Raw genomic sequence first — 18525 nt, 5'->3', positions numbered from 1 at the left:
CAAGCAAACAAAAGGAGCGAATACATTATGTTATCTAATCAACTAGAGCGCGCACGCGCCATCGATTTACCAACACGCGAAGCGATGCTTCAACGAGCTCCTTCTGTGCAACAGTTTTGGGACAACAATAAAAGTCTGTTCAGTGAAGCTTGGAAAGAGTGGGAAGTGAGTGCAGAAGGCAGCCAACTAAATTTCGATGATTCATTACTGGACGCTCGTCTACGTGACGCCGTTAGACAAGCTTGGCAAGATCCAACGAAAGAAATTGCAGTCCAAGACTTACTCGAAGAAGTCTCACCAGGTGTGTTTAAATTCCAGTTTTTTGATCCGGAGCGTTTAGCCGGACTGCGCGATTACTTAGAAGAAGTATCTAAGGCTCAAATCCCGTTGCGCCCGCCTTATGGCATAGTCCTCAACCGAGGTGGTGCGATGCTGGACAGCCGATCTGAAGGCTACTTAGCAGCGCCGAGTTTCCAAGCGTTTTATCGTGACTTGCTCGACAGTTACATGCGTCCAATTGCGCGTTTGTTGTTCCCAGAAATCATGGGTTACGATACGCAAACATTTGGATTCTCTATTCAGTATCAAGCGAACAAAAACACATCTTTGCGCCTTCATACTGATGCATCTTCTGTCACGCTCAATATCAATCTGAATTTACCCGATGAAGCGTTTTCAGGCTCTGCACTCAACTTTTATGATCCTGCTACGGGCAAAATGAATGAGGCGACGTTTACACCCGGCATGGCAATGATCCACCGAGGAAACGTAGCACACGCCGCACTGCCAATTACCAGTGGTGAGCGCTCTAACTTCGTATTGTGGTTATATGGTGACCGTGGGCAGATCCCACAGCACAACTCAGGATTGGAACCAGTAGACGCTCATCAGCGTTGGACGGTACCAACGGTTGTACCTGACAGCTTCGCACCATTTTAGATAGGTTTCACCATTCTAAATAGCTACGCTCCGTTTTAATCGGTTCGATTAGGATGGGATTAGCCTGTTCAGATGGCTAACACAGTAAATAACAAAGCGCCCACCATAGTATTTGTGGGCGCTTTTTTGTATCTTCAATTACGTTAATCGTAATCGATTAGCTAGATTAGGCTGGCTTAGTTCTCAATCGAGTCAACACATCCATTTGCTTTAGGTTCGCCATACCGACATACGCGACTGGCACTAAGAACAATGAGAAGAAAGTTCCAACAGACAAGCCACCTACCAGTACCAAACCAATATTAATACGACCCAATGAACCCGGTCCATCAGCCAGCGCTAGCGGCAGTGAACCGAGGATCATTGTGAGTGACGTCATCAAGATAGGACGCAATCTTGAACGTGCACTGCTGATCGCCGCTTCTTGCGCACTCGCACCCGATTTACGTTTCTCGTTTGCAAACTCCACCAGCAAGATACCATGTTTAGTGACAAGCCCAACCAAAGTCAGCAAGCCGATCTTAGAGTAAATATTAAGGCTTTGACCAAATACCGACAGCGTTAAAATCGCACCGACGATACACAATGGAACCGTTAGCAAGATGATCATAGGATCGACAAAGCTTTCAAATTGCGCTGCCAGAATCAGGAAGATAAAAATCAGCGCCAATACGAACAGCACCTGTGCACCAGCGGTTGAATCAACGAGGTCTTTTACAATGCCGTTGAATTCGTAGCTTTGAGCAGGTTTCAATAAGCTTGGTACTGTGTCATCAATATACGCTTTCACGTCACTTGCCGTGTATCCGGGCATTAAGTCAGCCGTAATTTCAGCACTGTCTTTACCCATGAATGTCTTGAAGTTCGATTCCGATGTGACTTGTTTAATCGATACAAACTGAGACAAAGGAAGCCTTTGACCCGACTGTGAATCCACATACAGCTTATCCAATACCTTGAAATCACCAAGATCACTCAGGTTTACTTGAACTTGGATTGGGTAAGTATAGCCATCATCCGCTTGTAGATCCGCCGCTTTCACTGAACCCAGAAATGTCGATAACGCATTGGTGACATTGCCATAATCCACGCCAGATAGCACAATTGCATTGCGATCAATCGACAAGTCATAACGTAGCTGGTCACGCAACATCGAGTTTTTAATGTTGGTCACGCCCTCGTAATTCTCAAGTGCCTCTACCACTTTGCTCGCCGTTTCAGACAACACTGTCGTATCACGGTTCACGGTCGTGAGTTCGAGAATCATGTTAGTCGCAATGTTCAAGTTATCCGCAGAGCGAAACTTGAAAGACATGCCATACGCAGAGACTGAACTTTGCGCTTTGGCAATAAACTCGTTCACCAACTCATCTGCAGATTGGTCACGCTCTCCCCATGGTTTTAGCAACACGTGATTGGTCGGTGTGCCTTCGATGTAAGACAGATTAGCTTCAACCGATTCATCGCCTTTGAACACGCTGTTTAATTGTTCGTTGTTATCTAGGTGATACTGGCGACCTACTCCTGTTGGAGGCGTTGACGTCACCTCAACAAAACCCGTGTCTTCCGTTGGGAGCAGCACTTGAGGCATCTTCCAAACCGCTAACGCAGATAACGCAATTAGAACCAAGGCAATGCCGCTCATCAGGGCTTTACGCTCGAACCACTTACCTAGTTCCTTGGTGTACACGTCAGACAGAACGTTAAGCTTTGCATCAACCTTTTGATACCACTTCGCTGGCGTTGAAACTGGCTTCATCAAATATGCACTCATCATTGGCGAGAGCGTTAATGCCACAAAACCAGAAATAATCACCGCTGCTGCTAGCGTGAAAGCAAATTGTCTAAACAGATCAGCGGTTAAGCCCGCCATTAGACCAATAGGCAAATACACAACAGCTAAGGTAAGCGTCATCGCAATCACAGGGAAGACGATCTCTCGACACCCTTTAATTGCCGCATTAAACGGTGTCTCACCCTCTTCGATATGACGGTAGCAGTTCTCAGCAACAACAATCGCATCGTCGACCACTAAACCAATCGCAAGGATGATCGCCAAAATCGTCAGTACATTGATGCTAAAACCAAGTACATGCATAACTGCAAACACCCCAATCACACACACGGGAATGGTGATGATCGGAATCGAAGCCACACGAACAGAGCCTAAGAACAGAACGACGACAACAGAAACAAGGACAATAGCTTCAACCAAAGTCATGAAGCCTTCATCAATCGCCGTTTTAATGAAGTCTGCTTGGTTGTAGACCATTTTCATCTCAATACCTTCTGGCAACTGAGGTTGAATCAGGTCGATTTGCTTCTTCACTTTATTGGCGACGGTGACTGGGTTTTCACTTTTCAGTGGCAGTACCTGAATCGACATCGCTAGGTTGTCGTCTACACGGAGAATACTTGGCGTTAAGCTCTCTTCACCCATTTTGACTTCAGCAATGTCACCGATTCGAATGATCTTGCCGTTATCGACACGCACCACCAAGTCTCTTACATCATCAACACTGGTCACTTGATTGACTGGGTTGATTGAGAAATCTCGCACCTGACCTTTAATCGTACCCGCAGTAAACGTCGCGTTGTATGAGCTCAATGTACCTACTACGTCAGAAGCACTCATATTAAGCGCCATCATGCGATCTGGCTGTAACCAAACACGCACCGCTTTCTCACTGCCGCCGTACGGCCCCCAAATACCACCGACACCTTGAATATGCTTAAATTGCGGCACTACTTGTTGGCTGATGTAGTCGTACATCTCTTGTTTAGACATCTTGCCAGTGTTCACAAAAGTGATGATGTTACTCGGCATGCTGGTGTCAGAAGAGTCATCCGTTACCGTTGGCTTGTCCGTCATACTCGGCGGAAAATCACCAATCGCTTCGACACTGCTGCGCAGGTTGTTCATCAGGCTTGTGTATTCAACTTCATCGATGTCGTCTTCAAAGATGATTTTGAGATTACAGGTTCCTTCCTGACAATCCGTAGTCATGGTCTTAACGCTATCAAGACCCGTTGCTGCAGTGATCACTTTGTCTGCCACGTTACGCGACATAAACTCCGCACTCGCACCATTTATCGCAGCAGTTACCGTCGCAGAAGGCGTTTTGTGGTCAGGGAAATACTGAATCGATAATTTCTGAAATGACAACAGGCCAAGTAACACAATGGCGATACTCAGCACTGATGCAAATACAGGGTGTTTAATACAAATCTCAGGAAGCTTCATTCACGTTCTCCTCGGTCGTTGCTTCCTTGCCTGAATTTACGGTATTTTTTGAATCCTTCGATGGTTCGATTTCGACGGGTTTTGCCATCACGTCGTTCGTTTTTGGAACTTCTGTACTCGCTTCCTCAAGCAGTTCAGCTTTTACTTTTGGTGATTGTTTTGTCCAATCGACAGAAGGCTCAATTGGATGTTGCTCTTGAGTTGGCTCAGTGGATTTCACCTCAGCATTTGGGTTCATCACTTTAACCAAAGATTCAACTTTGAGATTCTGTTGTCCGGTAGCTACGACGCTTTCGCCTAGCTCAAGTCCCTTCTCAACCACCACATAGCCGTCATTGGTGTTAACTCCCAACTCTACAATTCGTTGTTCGATGTTGTTGCCATTCACCACCCATACAAAACGTTTAGCGTCCTTGGCTTGAACCGAGTTTTGCGAAACCACTATTTGCATTGAATCTTCACTGGTCATTTGACTTAATTTGGCAAACATACCTGGAACTAAACGGTGTTCAGGGTTGGTGACGTGTGCGTGAACCTCAACACGGCCAGAGCTTTCATCAACAGCGGGCGCAATATAATCAACCACACCTTCGAACGATTCGCCCGGAAAAGCATCCACTTGGATAGACACTGTTTGACCTAGCTTTGCATTACCCAAGTCAGACTGGCCAATCGCGTATTGCACCTCAACAGGATCAAGCTTGATCAAGCTGACCAATGCCGTTGAACTATCAATTTTACTGCCTACTGAATGACTGAAGTTAGTGAGTTGTCCATCAAAAGGCGCTACTAATAAATAGTCGTTCATCAGTGCTTCTTTCTGACGAAAATCAGCCGCCGCGAGATTCGCTTGCTCTTTAAGCTCTTCAACATCTTGCTGAGACATGGAATCCGGTTGCTTCTTGAGTAACTCACGTACTCGTTTTAGCTTTGATTTTGCAAGCGCGAGTGAGCTTCGTGCCTTATCAAGATCGGCCTTGGCCTTAGTATTGTCGAGTTGCGCGATCAATTCGCCTTTTTTGACGGAGTCGCCATCTTTGAAATGAATAGTAAGAATTTTGTCGGAAGCACTGAAAGTAAGCGCGGCAGAATCTGTCGCTCTAATCTTGCCCACTTCTCGAATAGATGAAGTAAAAGCCTGTGTATGCGCTTTTTCGACCGTGACGGGCACCAATGGTGAGTCTTGTGCTAGCGTCGGTGTTGTATTAAAGGCGAATAGTGCCAAAGCAATGGTTTTACTAAGCTTTTTAAATTTCATGTTCAATAACCATAAGTCGCTACAATCGTCTGACTTGAAGCGTTTTTCTGTGCAGCCGTTGTGAGCTAAATAAGCATCCAGCTATTTATATCAATGCCAACAACAGCCATAAGTTCGGATTAAGGCTCGATATCGCTAAAGAGCCTTACGATGTTGTTTACTTGGCTGAACCAAGAATAAGAATGAATAATTAAGGTTTATGACAACCCACTAAAAGCGATGCTGGTACTGAACACCAACGAGCAAAGCATCGGCGGTCACATCAGCAGAGATATTAGATTGGCTTCCTGGGATCGTCGTTAAGCTCTCATCAACGTGTTGCGATTCACCAATGATGAACCCGACACCAAGATCGACAGAACTCGCGGGAGTTAAGTGGTAGGTACCACCCACGGTTACCCAGTGACGATTGACATCCGGAATAGATAAAGACGTAAGTTCATCGGTTGGAGAGACGTCATACATATAACCCGCTCTTAGAATGATGTCTTTTGACATGGTGTAAGTGCCGCCAACCGAAACGTGTCCCGCATCTTTCCATTGGTATTCTTTAATGGAATCGTCATATGAATCAGACGTTAACGAGTCAAATTCAGACCAATTCACCCACTGCAAGCTGTAGTGGAAAGCCCATTGTTCGTTGAGTTGGTGCCACCCAGAAAACTCGAGTGTGTCTGGTAAGGGAACATTCATTTTGTCGGCAGCAACTCCGCCTTTTGTGATGTCACCTTCCACTTCAATATCCGGGCTATAGCGGTAAGTAATACCAAATTTATTGCGCTCATTTACCTGATACGTTGCACCAACATTGGCACCTAAACCAAAACCGTCGGCATCAACATCAAGTAGGTTATTACGGTGAATTTCACCTTCACCGTAGATAACATCAATACCTGCGCCCAAGTTGATCTTTTCAGATAATTCATAAGCGACAGCAAAGCCAACGTTGATGCTTGAGAGTGCCGTTTTTCCTCCAAACTCATCTGCTGAAAATGAGTCATCAAACTCAACATCAGTGCCGAAATTGGAATGCACGGTAGCACCCAAAGTGAACTTTGAGTCTTGAATTGGATGGACGTAGTGGATGTTCGGTACTAACGTACCCGCGCTAAGTTCTTGATCATCTAATGATGTGGTATCACCCATTAAAGGTGTGTAACTGACGTTCGATACATCAATTCCGCTATCGATATAGACAGCACCTACCGACAACATAGGTTGCTCGATGTAAGCCATTGCAGCACTGTTCTTCGCTACAATCGCTGCGCTATCTGCCATTACAGCATCACCCGCGAATGCACGACCTAAGCCAGTTGCAGATTGTGCGTTCAGTTGAAAACCAGCTGCGTTGGTTAGACAAGGGACAAGAGCAACTGCGGTGCCCAATAAAAGTTTATTCTTCATCTTGAGGCACCTCTGTTTCGATGTGATCTTCGTTATTTATGACAACTACTGCACCGTCACTCATTACCATTGAAGCAACGGCAATTTGTTGAGTGTCCACAGCTTCAAGTACGTCAGACATGTTTTCTCCCGGCATACCCGGTAGCCCGTCTTCATCAACAGGACCTTCATACGGGAACAAATATGTACCGTGCCCACCCGTGGTAGTTCTAACAGCGCCACGCTTTTCATTTTTATTGTCTGATGTGCCTGTTATTGGATCTAACCCAAGTGCAGTAATAAGTGGCTCGGTACCAGTGCGAATGTTATCTGGTGCAGTGTTTGGAATTACGCTGTCTGGCACGTAATCGACACCTACATCACAGGTTTCACCACAATCTCCGACCGCTGCTAACAAAAGCGTTGGTTGCTCAGCCTCAACTTGACGAGAGATGAAGCTAGCAGGATCGGCACTATCAATCGTTGCTTGAACCCCTTGTTTAAGGTCAGTTACCACAAGATCAAAGATGTCATTCTCCAACTGACTCACAAGCAGCGCGTTATCTGTTGAAAGTGCTACAAACTCTCGTAACGATTCAATACACTCTTGGTTCGTCTCCTCCGTGGTACAGATATCAGGAATGACAGTCTCAGCAATGCCACGCTGAACGTCTGGAGACTTCTTTACACCTTCAGACATCTCAGGACCCAACGTTTGCGAAGACAAAACCAAGTTAGTCAGCCCCTGCCCCGGAACAACATAATTCACCGTGTTAAATGCAAAGTCTGAGTTATCACCTAAATCACGAGTAGGTTGGCTGAATTCACTGACCATCACCGACATAATTCCCCCCAACGACTGCCCGATTAAGTGAACCTTATTGTTATCAACCCAACCCTCTTGGCTCAGCGCATAACGAAGCCCTAAGAAATCAGACACGGACTGCTGAAGATTAGAACGCAGCGCCAAAGGTGAATCTATATTTATAAAAAACGCTTTGTTTGCTCTAGCGCTTATTTCCACATGTTCAGGACTTGCGTCATAACGCATGCGTTCCCCGTGATATGGCATGTCAATCGCAACAACGGTATAGCCTCTTTTTGTATATTCAGCAGCCATCAAAGAAGCAGTACCGCGCTCTGCTGTGACACCATGAATAAAGATCGCAACAGGTAACTCTACAAAACTATTCCACTTGAACTCTTTCGGTACGTATATATCTGCCGTAATCTCAAGATTTTCTGTTATTTGAGGCATCGCATTTTCTGCCGTTGGAAAAGTGCCAGAAGTGTTGGTAATCCATTCATAAAGTGGCGGACAATTTTCTTTCGGATCAAACTCATCGACGATACATTCCGACTCCCTCTCTTTTGTAAAAGGTAAGTACGACGGAATTTTGAGTACTCTTGTATATAGGTTATATCCTCGCTTTTCCTCTACAATTACAGGCTCTGCTTGGGTGAATGGACTACCATATTGCAGATGGTTTCTTTTCATTGCATCCAATGGAGCATAAGAACTCTGAGTTTTAAACTGCGCGGCATATACCGGAATTCCTTTACCCGGATATAATTCTTCATATGAGTTTATAGCGCTGATAACTTGAGTATGGAGATCTTGTTCTTTGTCGTTATTAAATTGTGCCTCGGAGTATATTAATTGCTCAAAACTGGCGTCTGCTTTTAAAGGTTCGTCAAATTCAGTTTTAACTCCATCAGTCACAACGATCGAATAAGTCGTATCTTCTTTTAATCCTGATTCACACTGAATAATAATATTGGAACCATCAGCGGATATTTGAGTGCCAACTTCCTCACCTGATTCTTCATCAATTAGCACTACATTCTCTGCTAAGGTTTCATTATTCAGTGGAAAACGTTTATCAGAATTAACGCTTTGTAGCGGAATTAAAATAGGCTCTGCACAAAGTCCCCAGCCATCTAAAGCGGCGTATGAGTTGTTGTAGTCCTGATAATAGGCATCATTGGTCGATGACATTGCGGCAGCGTGTTCACCGACTCCGGTAATGGTTCCGTCGTCGTCATACCCGTATCCATCGTTCGGTTTTGGTAATTCATTAATGTTGTAAGGAACTAATACTGAAACGGCTTCTTGAGTCGAGTCTTCAGACTGACAGCCGAGTAAGGCAAGCGTGATTAGTCCACATAAATATGGCTTATTGAATTCTTTCAAAACAGCTCCTTCGTAGCTTTCGCATTTAACTGGTGTGGTCATGCGATTTATCGTTATTTGAGTTGCCGGTTGAGTCGGAGATAAGTTCGACTTTTATTCGCAGAGAGCAAGGCAACACGAAGTTGGAATGACACGTTGATAGAACTACGTAAGAAATTTGAGCACTTAACCCACACCCACTAAATCAGCGTCACCAGTTAATGATCTAATAGCTACTAACACCAAGCACCTGAAACCACATTAAACAACCTCAAAAAGGTATATAAGGAAATCTAAGCAGGTTGATAATTCAATTTAAATCATAAGCTTAGATATCAAAGACAACGAAATCAGTAAGTTTATATTTGTAGCGACATTTGTTATATTTAGGTTAGAACGCTTATTACAATGAGAACCCAGATGTCTGCTGAATTTATTATCAATGATGATATACAGGTCAATTTAGAAGAGAGTGAAATCCATCACTTTAAGACAGGCCGTACGTACCCAATAGGTTCTAACGAATCAGAGCTCCTTAAGTTTTTTATCTCTAGACCCAATGAGGTGATTACTCGCCAAGTTCTGATTGAGCAAGTGTGGGTGTCGAAAGGTATCTATGTTGAAGATGGCAGCTTAATGCAAACCATCTCTATCTGCCGAAAAGCGCTTGAAGACAAGAGTGGAATGATCATTGTCACTGAACGCGGCAAAGGCTACCGATTTGCAGGGCAAGTAACACAAGATAAAGAACGCGCACTACGTAAAATTCAAGCCCAACCTACGCAACAAACCGAACAACCGACAGAGAGCTCTATAGAAGAAAGCGCGACAGCAGAAAAAACAGCTCCAACAAAAAAGACAAATCATGTGTTAGCGCTAATTGCTTTATTTATGGTAACCGCGGGTTTGTCCCATTATTTGTTTGCTTATTTAGACAGAAATAGCTTAGGTGAAGATCTTACAGGCCAACATTTTATCTCTTGTACAATCGAAACCGACGAGTTCACCTTTAAAGAACTCTACAACGTCACTCTTTATGAATATAAGGGTCGAAAAATCATCATAGATAATTCAGGAAAGTCTTTGAGCTTCCCTAGCGAATTTGAAGGAGTTACTTGTGAATAAAGAAAAGAAGATATTCGTTGTTGTAGCTCTATTGGGTATTTTAGTCGGCTGGTTAACAACCTTTATTCCGAAAGAACACCTTAAAGGTCATTATTTAGCCAACACAGCATCGGTGGTCAATCCGCCTGAGAAAATAATTTATAATCAAGCTTCTGTGAATATTGAGTTTAAGAAGAATAACAGTTACGAGCTGTTATATGTTTCAACTAAAGAGGCTGGTTTCACTTCATCTGGAACTTACGTTGTCACTCAACACGATATTTCATTAGACGAGACTCAACACGAACAGATCATCCCAGATAGAGAGCTCTCGTTTTATGAGAAAGTCATGATCAGTGAAGGTGCAGTGCTCTCTTCCGATGCAATGACCTACATTCCACTGAACGACAAAGAACTGTTATTGGTGACCCAACGCGGAATGATTCACTTCTGTAAAAAGGTGGCATGTGCTGACTTACCCGCTTATTCAATTTCGGAACCGGACGTAAATATCAACTAACCCTTCCTCACCAACAGGTCGAACTCTGTAACTTTTGTGTGACTTAACTCTGGCGTCTGCTATTTCCCAAATAAAGTAGGCGTCAGATTCTAATCTTCTAATCCTCAGATTCAAAAAATACCTTCCTGAATGTAAGAAATGACTCTTTCCTTTTGATTTCTACCACTAAGCTAGAAAAACCATAATTTTATAAATCAAAACCTTAATATGCAACCTCGCACAACAAAAGTGATCCAAGCTATATTCTAATGAACGATATAATTTGTTTATTAACATCTAAACAACAGTAGTTATGCATGATTTACAACCACAATTAACATCACAAAAAATGTTTGTCTTAGATCATATCAACCTCAACTATGCCTCGTGCCACAGTGCAGTTTTCTGTACATTCATTGTCATATTCTGAAACACTTTCTTATATTTTTTAAACTTTGTGGAGATTTCTATGTTAGAGCTCTTGATCGGATTAGTGATTACCATCGCTGTTGGTTACTTTATTGTAAAAGGCTATAAAGCAGCGGGTGTATTATTAACTGCTGGCCTTGCCCTACTTCTTATTACTGGCCTTATTGGTCACACAGTTTTACCAGCTAAGGTAGCTTCAACAGGTAACATGGTTACCGATTCACTAGAATTCGTTAAGTACATGCTTCAGTACCGTGGCGGCGGCCTAGGTATGCAAATCATGCTTCTTTGTGGTTTCGCTTCTTACATGACTCACATCGGCGCAAACAACGTGGTAGTGAAACAGTTCTCTAAGCCACTGTCTGTAATCAAATCTCCATACGCACTGCTTGTTTCTGCGTACATCGTAGCGTGTCTAATGTCTCTTGCAGTAAGTTCTGCAACAGGCCTTGGAGTACTATTGATGGCAACACTATTCCCAATGATGACGGCAATGGGTATCTCTCGCCCTGCTGCGGTTGCGGTATGTGCTTCACCAGCAGCAATCATTCTTTCTCCTACATCAGGTGATGTTGTTATTGCTGCAGAAAAATCAGGCTTAGACCTAGATGTGTTTGCGGTTCAAACGGTATTGCCAGTGTCTATCTGTGCAATCATCGTAATGGCTGCAGCGGCTTTCTTCTGGAACAAGTACCTAGATAAGAAAGAAAACACACCAATGGAAAAAGTAGACGTTTCTGAAATTGAAACAACGGCGCCAGCTTTCTACGCTGCTCTACCATTCCTACCAATCATCGGTGTTTTCCTATTCAACGGGCGTACGATCCCAGGCCTTAAGCTTGATATCTACACTATCGTTGTTGGCTCTATCTTCGTAGGCGCAATCATCGATTACGTCGTGAAGAAGTTCGACGGTGAGAAAACGCTAGAAGACCTGGACTCTTGTTACCAAGGCATGGCAGAAGCATTCAAAGGCGTGGTAATGCTGTTGGTTGCGGCGGGTGTATTTGCTCAAGGCCTAATGTCTATCGGCGCGATTGATAACCTAATCGGCCTTGCTGAAGCAGCAGGTGCTGGCGGTATCGCACTGATGCTTATCCTGACAGGTCTTACGGTTGCTGCAGCTATCGCGACAGGTTCTGGTAACGCACCTTTCTACGCTTTCGTAGAGCTTGCGCCATCATTAGCAGCGAAAATGGGACTAAACCCTGCGTTCCTAATAATTCCAATGCTTCAAGCATCAAACCTAGGTCGTACTATCTCTCCAGTATCTGGCGTAGTAGTAGCAACATCAGGTATGGGTAAAATCAGTCCATTCGAAGTTGTTAAACGTACATCAGTACCAGTAATCTGTGGTCTTATCACGGTTATCTTCGGCACACTAGTATTGGTTCCAATGACGGCTTAAGCCTCAAGTTCCTGTGTTCCGCTAACCAAGAACACCAATACAGATATAAAATGCTTAAACAGAAAAGGCGTTAAACTTAATAAGTTCAGCGCCTTTTTAATATCACTTTCTCAACATCGCTAAAGCTGTGGAGATACAAATAAGCAGCACGGCTTGAAATAGTTTAATTTCAAAGGAACAAGCCCTACTTCATTTCTCCGTAACGCTCTAGGTAAAGAACGGTTGCTGCAGTACGTGAAGGTACTTGTAGCTTTTTCAGCAGGCTTTTCATATGTACCTTAACTGTCGATTCAGAAATGAACAGGTGGTCAGCGATCTGCTTATTACGGTAACCTTTTGCGACTTCTTGAAGGATCTGCATTTCACGTTCAGTCAGTTGGTCGAAGATGTCGTTGCGGCTACCTGCATCGTTTAGGTAACGAGCAACCACACTGCTGTAGGCTTTGTCTCCACTGTGTGCTTGCTTAAGCAGTTCGATCAGTTCATCAGGCTCAGTGTCTTTCAGCAAGTAACCATCAGCACCCGCTTTTACAATCGCTTCAATGTCTGCCGGGCTGTCAGAGACAGTTAGGATTACAATGTTTGCGCTTGAACCGTCAGTACGAAGTGCTTTCAAGGTATCTAACCCAGACATGCCTTTCATATTGAGATCCAAAAGGATCAAATCAGGTTCTTCTTCATGAGCGAGAGCAACTGCTTCCGTGCCGTTACTTGCTTCTGCAATCACTTCGAATTCGTCTTCAAAGCTCAGTAATTGGCTTATACCTCTGCGCATCAATGGATGATCATCAACCAGCATTACTTTACAAATCGTCAACTTTAACTTCCTTCAAACTTTTATATTTCAATATGACTGTACAGCCTTCACCTTGAGCCGCTTCAATCGTTAAGTCGCCATTCAGTCTTGCCGCACGCTCCTGCATAATGCTCATCCCATAGTGGTTCATTTTAGAACTACTTGAGTCAAAGCCGTCTCCATTATCTTTAATCACGACTAACACTTCACCGTCCTCATCGATACAGCATACATCTATCAAGTCGGCATTGGCGTGTTTTATTGCGTTTATTGTTGCTTCACGAATCAATTGAAGCAAGTGAACCTGACTGTGTGCATCAAGTTCAATCGATGAAAGATTATTGGTGAGGTTAATCTTCGCATCGGTCCTTTCACTGAGTTCCTCAAGCATGGTGCTCAAGGCATCTCCAAAGTTGCCCTCTTTTATGGTCAACCTAAATGTGGTGAGTAGCTCTCTTAGCTGAGTATAGGCGTCTGCTAATCCATTACCGATTTCCGACGCTATTTGCTCTGACTGTTCTCTGTGTTGCTGCTCTGGCAATTTACCAATCACACGCTTTAATAATGTAACTTGGATTTTCAAATAGGACAGTGATTGAGCCAATGAATCGTGCAACTCACGTGCGATCGTCGCACGTTCTTCCATAATAATAAGCTGTTCGGCTTTCTTTTGGGCCCGATTATAATAAATAGCTCGAGATAACAGTTGAATAAAACTCTCGATCAGCGCCTTGGTAGAATGTCCGTGATGATAAGAGCAGTATAAATAGCCGAGAATAAGTTCGTTATCATCCAGCTTCATCTCGAACTTTTCGTAATCTAAATTGGAATCGTAACCTTCATCCATAATCAATGAACGGCCTGAGTTATCTACGATCTCAAGTCTCAATGATTCTATTCCTTCCAAGCTCACGAGGTGCTGCAAGATAGCTCGGAAATTTTCAGGCGCGATACGCGTAACCGTGAGCTCTTGTGACGAGTTATAAAGTGCCTGCAGTGACTGGTTGGCATTTTGTAGCTCTACCGTCTTAGCATCCACCGCATCTTCAAGATTGCGATAAAGCACACCCAGATCTTTCGCCATTGAGTTAAAGGTTTTCGTCAAAATGCCCATTTCATTGCTACTGGTCACTTTGAGTTCTACCTCAAAATCACTGTTCTTGATTCGCTGGCTGGCTCCAACTAAGGCATGCAACGGTTTAACAACCTGTTTACGTACAAAGTGAACAACAAAAAGAGATATGACGAGAATTCCGCCCAAACCAATACCACCAGCCCACGCAAGTTTTATCAGCTTATCTTCTGAGAACTCTTGCAGCTTAAAAACAAAGCCATCGATTTCAGTCACGAAGTTTTCAACCAACACAAGATAGTGTTTGCGATCTTCACTGTTCAATACACGTTTCAGTTCATGCCAACGGCCAATGATGAGATAGTAGTCTTCTGTGATGTCTGCCGGAACTTCCCAACTTACCAAGTTGGTCATCGACGGTGAGTAAAGAGAGCTTTCGAATTCACGGATATGAGAATCATAATCAACTGATTCTATTTGAATATCATGGGCTAGACGGTAGCTCTGCATGCGCATTGAACCTGCGATGTTCACCGCTTCTGCATCATTCAAACTTGAAGCCAATGTAAAGATAGCAAAGCCTGTCGTAGCAACCGACAACAGCAGTATAGACAGCAGTGACTTAGCTATCGTACTCGTTACAGATGAAACCGGTTTTATAAGCAAAAGAGCCTTCCTATTGATAAATGACTTGCCAGCAAGATCGTATTGTCACACATCAAAAATCATAGCTCCATTCAATATGTGATCACTCGCTTCGTAATTTATTGATCTGAGACAATATATGCCCCCAATTAGCCCTAAGGGGGTATTTATACAATTGTTTCTAAAACTACACTACTTGTGAGGACAAATTACAAGATATTAATGGAATAATGACCTACAATTACAACATCTTAGCAACATCTATGGGTATCTAGTGGTAGATCTATCAAAACGCCGTCTATTTTCTAGACGAAAAGTTGATTCAAGCCAGATTCGTTTGCCTTGGATTAAAAACCTAGAAAGCTTTGCAGATGACTGCACTCGCTGCGGTAAATGCATCGAGAGTTGTGAGACTGAGATAATCATTGTAGGCGATGGTGGGTTTCCTACTGTCGATTTCTCAATTGAGGAATGTACGTTCTGCTATCAGTGTGCAGACGTTTGTCCTGAACCCATTTTTAAGCCAAAGCAAGGAGAGCCTTGGCAAGCAAAAGCACGTATTTCTGATAAGTGTTTAGCGCAACAAAATGTTGAATGCCGAAGCTGTGGTGACATGTGTGAACCTATGGCCATTCAATTTCAACTTAGAGCAGGCAGTGTTGCTCTACCAAAAATCGAGTTAAATGAGTGTAACGGTTGTGGAGCCTGCGTAGCAGTTTGCCCTACTTCAGCTATTCTTGTGAGTAATGCATAAATAAAAATAACGAGAGCAATTTATGGCACTAAATGAAGTGCATATATCAAGTTTAGTCGTGCATGTGAGCCCAGAGCATCTCAATGAGATCAAAGCAGAGATCGAGCAATTCGATAACGCTGAGATCTACGGAGATAGCCCTGAAGGCAAAATCATCGTGGTCCTAGAAACCGAAAACCAAGGTTTTGTAACGGACACCATCGAAGCAATAAACAACATTAAGAACGTTTTAGGGACAGCTTTGGTTTATCACCAAATCGAAACTGGACTAGAAGAAACGGATTTAGAAACTGGAAGCAACAATTCTCAACTTGAGGGTGAAGTATGAAAATGACAAGACGTGCGTTTGTGAAAGCAAACGCAGCTGCATCAGCGGCAGCCGTTGCAGGTGTAACACTACCAGCAACAGCAACCAACCTGATTGCTAGCTCTGATCAAACAAAAATCACGTGGGATAAAGCGCCTTGTCGTTTTTGTGGTACGGGCTGTTCGGTACTAGTAGGTACTCAAAACGGCAAAGTGGTTGCAACTCAAGGCGACCCAGAAGCACCGGTAAACAAAGGCCTTAACTGTATCAAAGGCTACTTCCTTTCAAAAATCATGTACGGCAAAGACCGTCTAGAACAGCCTCTTCTTCGTATGAAAGATGGCGAGTTCCATAAAGATGGTGATTTTGCACCAGTATCTTGGGACAAAGCGTTCGACGTGATGGCTGAGAAATGGAAAGCATCTCTTAAGAAGAACGGCCCAACAGGTGTTGGTATGTTCGGTTCTGGTCAGTGGACAGTAATGGAAGGCTACGCAGCCGTTAAGATGATGAAAGCGGGTTTCCGTTCAAACAACATCGATCCAAACGCTCGTCACTGTATGGCTTCTGCGGTAGGTGCATTCATGCGTACCTTCGGTATCGATGAGCCAATGGGTTGTTACGATGACTTTGAACACGCAGACGCATTTGTACTGTGGGGTTCAAACATGGCAGAAATGCACCCAGTACTATGGACTCGTATTACAGATCGTCGTCTAAGCCACCCACACGTTCAAGTAAACGTACTGTCTACTTACTACCACCGTTCTTTTGAGCTTGCAGACACTGGTTACATCTTCAACCCTCAGTCTGACCTTGCGATTGCAAACTTCATCGCAAACTACATCATCCAAAACGATGCAGTTAACTGGGACTTCGTGAACAAACACACGAACTTCAAGCAAGCAACAACAGACATCGGTTACGGCCTTCGTGACGACGATCCTCTACAGAAAGCAGCAGCAAACCCTAACTCAGGCGCAATGACTGCTATCTCTTTCGAAGACTACAAAGCGTCTGTTGCTGAGTACACAGTTGAGAAAGCGTCTGAAATGTCAGGTGTATCTCAAGATGACCTTATCAAGCTGGCTAAGCAATACGCCGATCCAAACATCAAAGTAATGTCACTTTGGACTATGGGTATGAACCAACATACTCGTGGCGTATGGATGAACAGCCTTGTGTACAACATCCACCTTCTAACAGGTAAGATTTCTACTCCAGGTAACAGCCCATTCTCACTAACTGGTCAACCATCTGCGTGTGGTACAGCTCGTGAAGTAGGCACGTTCTCTCACCGTCTACCTGCAGATATGGTGGTTGCTAACCCTAAACACCGTAAAATTGCAGAAGACATCTGGAAACTTCCAGAAGGCACTATCCCAGCAAAACCTGGTAAACACGCTGTTGCTCAAGACCGTGCATTAAAAGACGGTACGATCAACGCTTACTGGGTAATGTGTAACAACAACATGCAAGCAGGTCCAAACATCAACACTGAGCGTCTGCCTGGTTACCGTAACCCAGATAACTTCATTGTTTGTTCAGACCCGTACCCAACAGCAACAGCTCAAGCAGCTGACCTTATCCTTCCTACAGCAATGTGGATTGAGAAAGAAGGTGCTTACGGTAACGCAGAGCGTCGTACACAAGCATGGTACCAACAAGTGAAAACGGTAGGTGAAGCAAAGTCTGATCTATGGCAAATCATGGAGTTCTCTAAGCGCTTCACTATTGAAGAAGTTTGGGGTGAAGAACTGGTTGCGAAAATGCCTGAGTACCGTGGCAAAACCATGTACGACGTGCTTTACAAAAACGGCAATGTTGATGCTTTCCCTCTGTCTGAAGCTCAAGAGCTTAACGACGATGCACAAGCACAAGGTTTCTACGTTCAAAAAGGTCTATTCGAAGAATACGCAGCCTTTGGTCGCGGCCACGGTCACGATTTAGCACCATACGATCGCTACCACAAAGTTCGTGGTCTACGTTGGCCTGTTGTTGACGGTAAAGAGACACTATGGCGCTTTAAAGAAGGTTCAGATCCATACGCTAAGAAAGGTTCTGATTGGGACTTCTACGGTAAGCCAGATGGTAAAGCACTGATCATCAATGCTCCATACGAAGCGCCACCTGAAGTACCAAACGATGAATACGATATGTGGCTATGTACAGGTCGTGTTCTTGAGCACTGGCACACAGGTACTATGACTCGTCGTGTACCAGAACTTTACAAAGCAGTACCGGATGCACTTTGCTACATCCACCCTGCTGACGCTAAAGCTCGTGGTCTTCGCCGTGGTGATGAAGTTCTTATCGAAAATAAACGTGGTGAAGTTCGTGTGCGTGTTGAAACTCGCGGCCGTAACCGTCCACCACAAGGCTTGGTATTCGTACCATTCTTTGATGCAAGAATTCTGATCAACAAGTTGATCTTGGATGCAACGGATCCTCTGTCTAAACAGACGGACTACAAGAAGTGTCCAGTTAAGATCACTAAAGTCGCTTAAGCCTAGG

The 18525-nt window shown here is 44.0% G+C and carries 13 protein-coding genes; 7 read left to right on the top strand and 6 right to left on the bottom strand.

What is annotated here, in order from left to right:
• Positions 1 to 27 precede the first annotated feature (27 nt).
• Positions 28 to 939: a hypothetical protein gene (locus ITG10_RS22100; RefSeq protein WP_017633054.1), complete on the top strand. Its 912-nt coding sequence runs from the start codon at positions 28 to 30 to the stop codon at positions 937 to 939.
• 166 nt (positions 940 to 1105) lie between these two features.
• On the opposite strand, the gene ITG10_RS22095 is transcribed toward ITG10_RS22100, so the two are convergent.
• The 4 genes from ITG10_RS22095 to ITG10_RS22080 form a co-directional block, all read right to left on the bottom strand.
• Positions 1106 to 4183, bottom strand: a complete 3078-nt coding sequence (locus tag ITG10_RS22095) for an efflux RND transporter permease subunit (RefSeq protein ID WP_017633053.1) — start codon at positions 4181 to 4183, stop codon at positions 1106 to 1108.
• Positions 4170 to 5441, bottom strand: a complete 1272-nt coding sequence (locus tag ITG10_RS22090; RefSeq protein ID WP_017633052.1) for an efflux RND transporter periplasmic adaptor subunit — start codon at positions 5439 to 5441, stop codon at positions 4170 to 4172. Before ITG10_RS22090 ends, ITG10_RS22095 begins: the two co-directional genes overlap by 14 nt.
• A 210-nt stretch (positions 5442 to 5651) precedes the next feature.
• Entirely contained in the window at positions 5652 to 6845 is a 1194-nt protein-coding gene (locus ITG10_RS22085) for an outer membrane protein transport protein (protein WP_017633051.1), read from the bottom strand.
• On the bottom strand, positions 6835 to 9060 hold the full coding sequence (locus tag ITG10_RS22080) for a lipase (protein ID WP_017633050.1): 2226 nt from the start codon (positions 9058 to 9060) through the stop codon (positions 6835 to 6837). Before ITG10_RS22080 ends, ITG10_RS22085 begins: the two co-directional genes overlap by 11 nt.
• Before the next feature lie 357 nt (positions 9061 to 9417).
• Between ITG10_RS22080 and ITG10_RS22075 the strand changes: the two genes are divergently transcribed.
• The 3 genes from ITG10_RS22075 (at position 9418) to dcuC (ending at position 12437) form a co-directional block, all read left to right on the top strand.
• Positions 9418 to 10122 carry a winged helix-turn-helix domain-containing protein gene (locus ITG10_RS22075; protein ID WP_248386872.1) on the top strand — a complete coding sequence of 235 codons (705 nt, stop codon included), beginning with the start codon at positions 9418 to 9420 and terminating at the stop codon, positions 10120 to 10122.
• Positions 10115 to 10621 carry a hypothetical protein gene (locus tag ITG10_RS22070; protein WP_017633047.1) on the top strand — a complete coding sequence of 169 codons (507 nt, stop codon included), beginning with the start codon at positions 10115 to 10117 and terminating at the stop codon, positions 10619 to 10621. The genes ITG10_RS22075 and ITG10_RS22070 overlap by 8 nt, the downstream gene beginning before the upstream one ends.
• A 448-nt stretch (positions 10622 to 11069) precedes the next feature.
• Complete coding sequence (dcuC, locus tag ITG10_RS22065) at positions 11070 to 12437, top strand: anaerobic C4-dicarboxylate transporter DcuC (RefSeq protein ID WP_017633046.1); 1368 nt, start codon at positions 11070 to 11072, stop codon at positions 12435 to 12437.
• Positions 12438 to 12621: 184 nt separating this feature from the next.
• Here dcuC and ITG10_RS22060 read toward each other — a convergent pair whose 3' ends face one another.
• The gene (locus ITG10_RS22060; protein ID WP_008219279.1) at positions 12622 to 13254 is read right to left on the bottom strand and encodes a response regulator; all 633 of its coding nucleotides are present in this window, start codon (positions 13252 to 13254) and stop codon (positions 12622 to 12624) included.
• On the bottom strand, positions 13241 to 14971 hold the full coding sequence (narQ, locus tag ITG10_RS22055; protein ID WP_017633045.1) for a nitrate/nitrite two-component system sensor histidine kinase NarQ: 1731 nt from the start codon (positions 14969 to 14971) through the stop codon (positions 13241 to 13243). The genes ITG10_RS22060 and narQ overlap by 14 nt, the downstream gene beginning before the upstream one ends.
• Before the next feature lie 253 nt (positions 14972 to 15224).
• On the opposite strand from narQ, the gene napF reads away from it, so the two are divergent.
• From napF to napA, 3 genes are read left to right on the top strand one after another with little or no spacing between them, the layout of a single operon-like run.
• Positions 15225 to 15704 (top strand): ferredoxin-type protein NapF, encoded by a 480-nt coding sequence (gene napF / locus ITG10_RS22050; protein ID WP_017633044.1) that lies wholly within the window; start codon positions 15225 to 15227, stop codon positions 15702 to 15704.
• Between the two features lie 22 nt (positions 15705 to 15726).
• A complete protein-coding gene (locus ITG10_RS22045) occupies positions 15727 to 16032 on the top strand; it encodes a chaperone NapD (RefSeq protein WP_017058194.1) in 306 nt (101 codons plus the stop codon).
• Positions 16029 to 18518 carry a periplasmic nitrate reductase subunit alpha gene (gene napA / locus ITG10_RS22040; protein ID WP_017633043.1) on the top strand — a complete coding sequence of 830 codons (2490 nt, stop codon included), beginning with the start codon at positions 16029 to 16031 and terminating at the stop codon, positions 18516 to 18518. Before ITG10_RS22045 ends, napA begins: the two co-directional genes overlap by 4 nt.
• The last annotated feature ends 7 nt before the right edge of the window (positions 18519 to 18525 follow it).

The sequence above is a fragment of the Vibrio sp. ED004 genome (assembly GCF_023206395.1).
Classification (GTDB): Bacteria; Pseudomonadota; Gammaproteobacteria; order Enterobacterales; family Vibrionaceae; genus Vibrio.
This window is presented reverse-complemented; position numbering and strand designations above follow the sequence as displayed.

Coding starts and splice junctions, on each gene's coding strand:
- ITG10_RS22100 (WP_017633054.1), top strand. CDS start 28: ATGTTATCTAATCAACTAGAGCGCGCACGCGCCATCGATTTACCAACA.
- ITG10_RS22095 (WP_017633053.1), bottom strand. CDS start 4,183: ATGAAGCTTCCTGAGATTTGTATTAAACACCCTGTATTTGCATCAGTG.
- ITG10_RS22090 (WP_017633052.1), bottom strand. CDS start 5,441: ATGAAATTTAAAAAGCTTAGTAAAACCATTGCTTTGGCACTATTCGCC.
- ITG10_RS22085 (WP_017633051.1), bottom strand. CDS start 6,845: ATGAAGAATAAACTTTTATTGGGCACCGCAGTTGCTCTTGTCCCTTGT.
- ITG10_RS22080 (WP_017633050.1), bottom strand. CDS start 9,060: ATGACCACACCAGTTAAATGCGAAAGCTACGAAGGAGCTGTTTTGAAA.
- ITG10_RS22075 (WP_248386872.1), top strand. CDS start 9,418: ATGTCTGCTGAATTTATTATCAATGATGATATACAGGTCAATTTAGAA.
- dcuC (WP_017633046.1), top strand. CDS start 11,070: ATGTTAGAGCTCTTGATCGGATTAGTGATTACCATCGCTGTTGGTTAC.
- ITG10_RS22045 (WP_017058194.1), top strand. CDS start 15,727: ATGGCACTAAATGAAGTGCATATATCAAGTTTAGTCGTGCATGTGAGC.
- napA (WP_017633043.1), top strand. CDS start 16,029: ATGAAAATGACAAGACGTGCGTTTGTGAAAGCAAACGCAGCTGCATCA.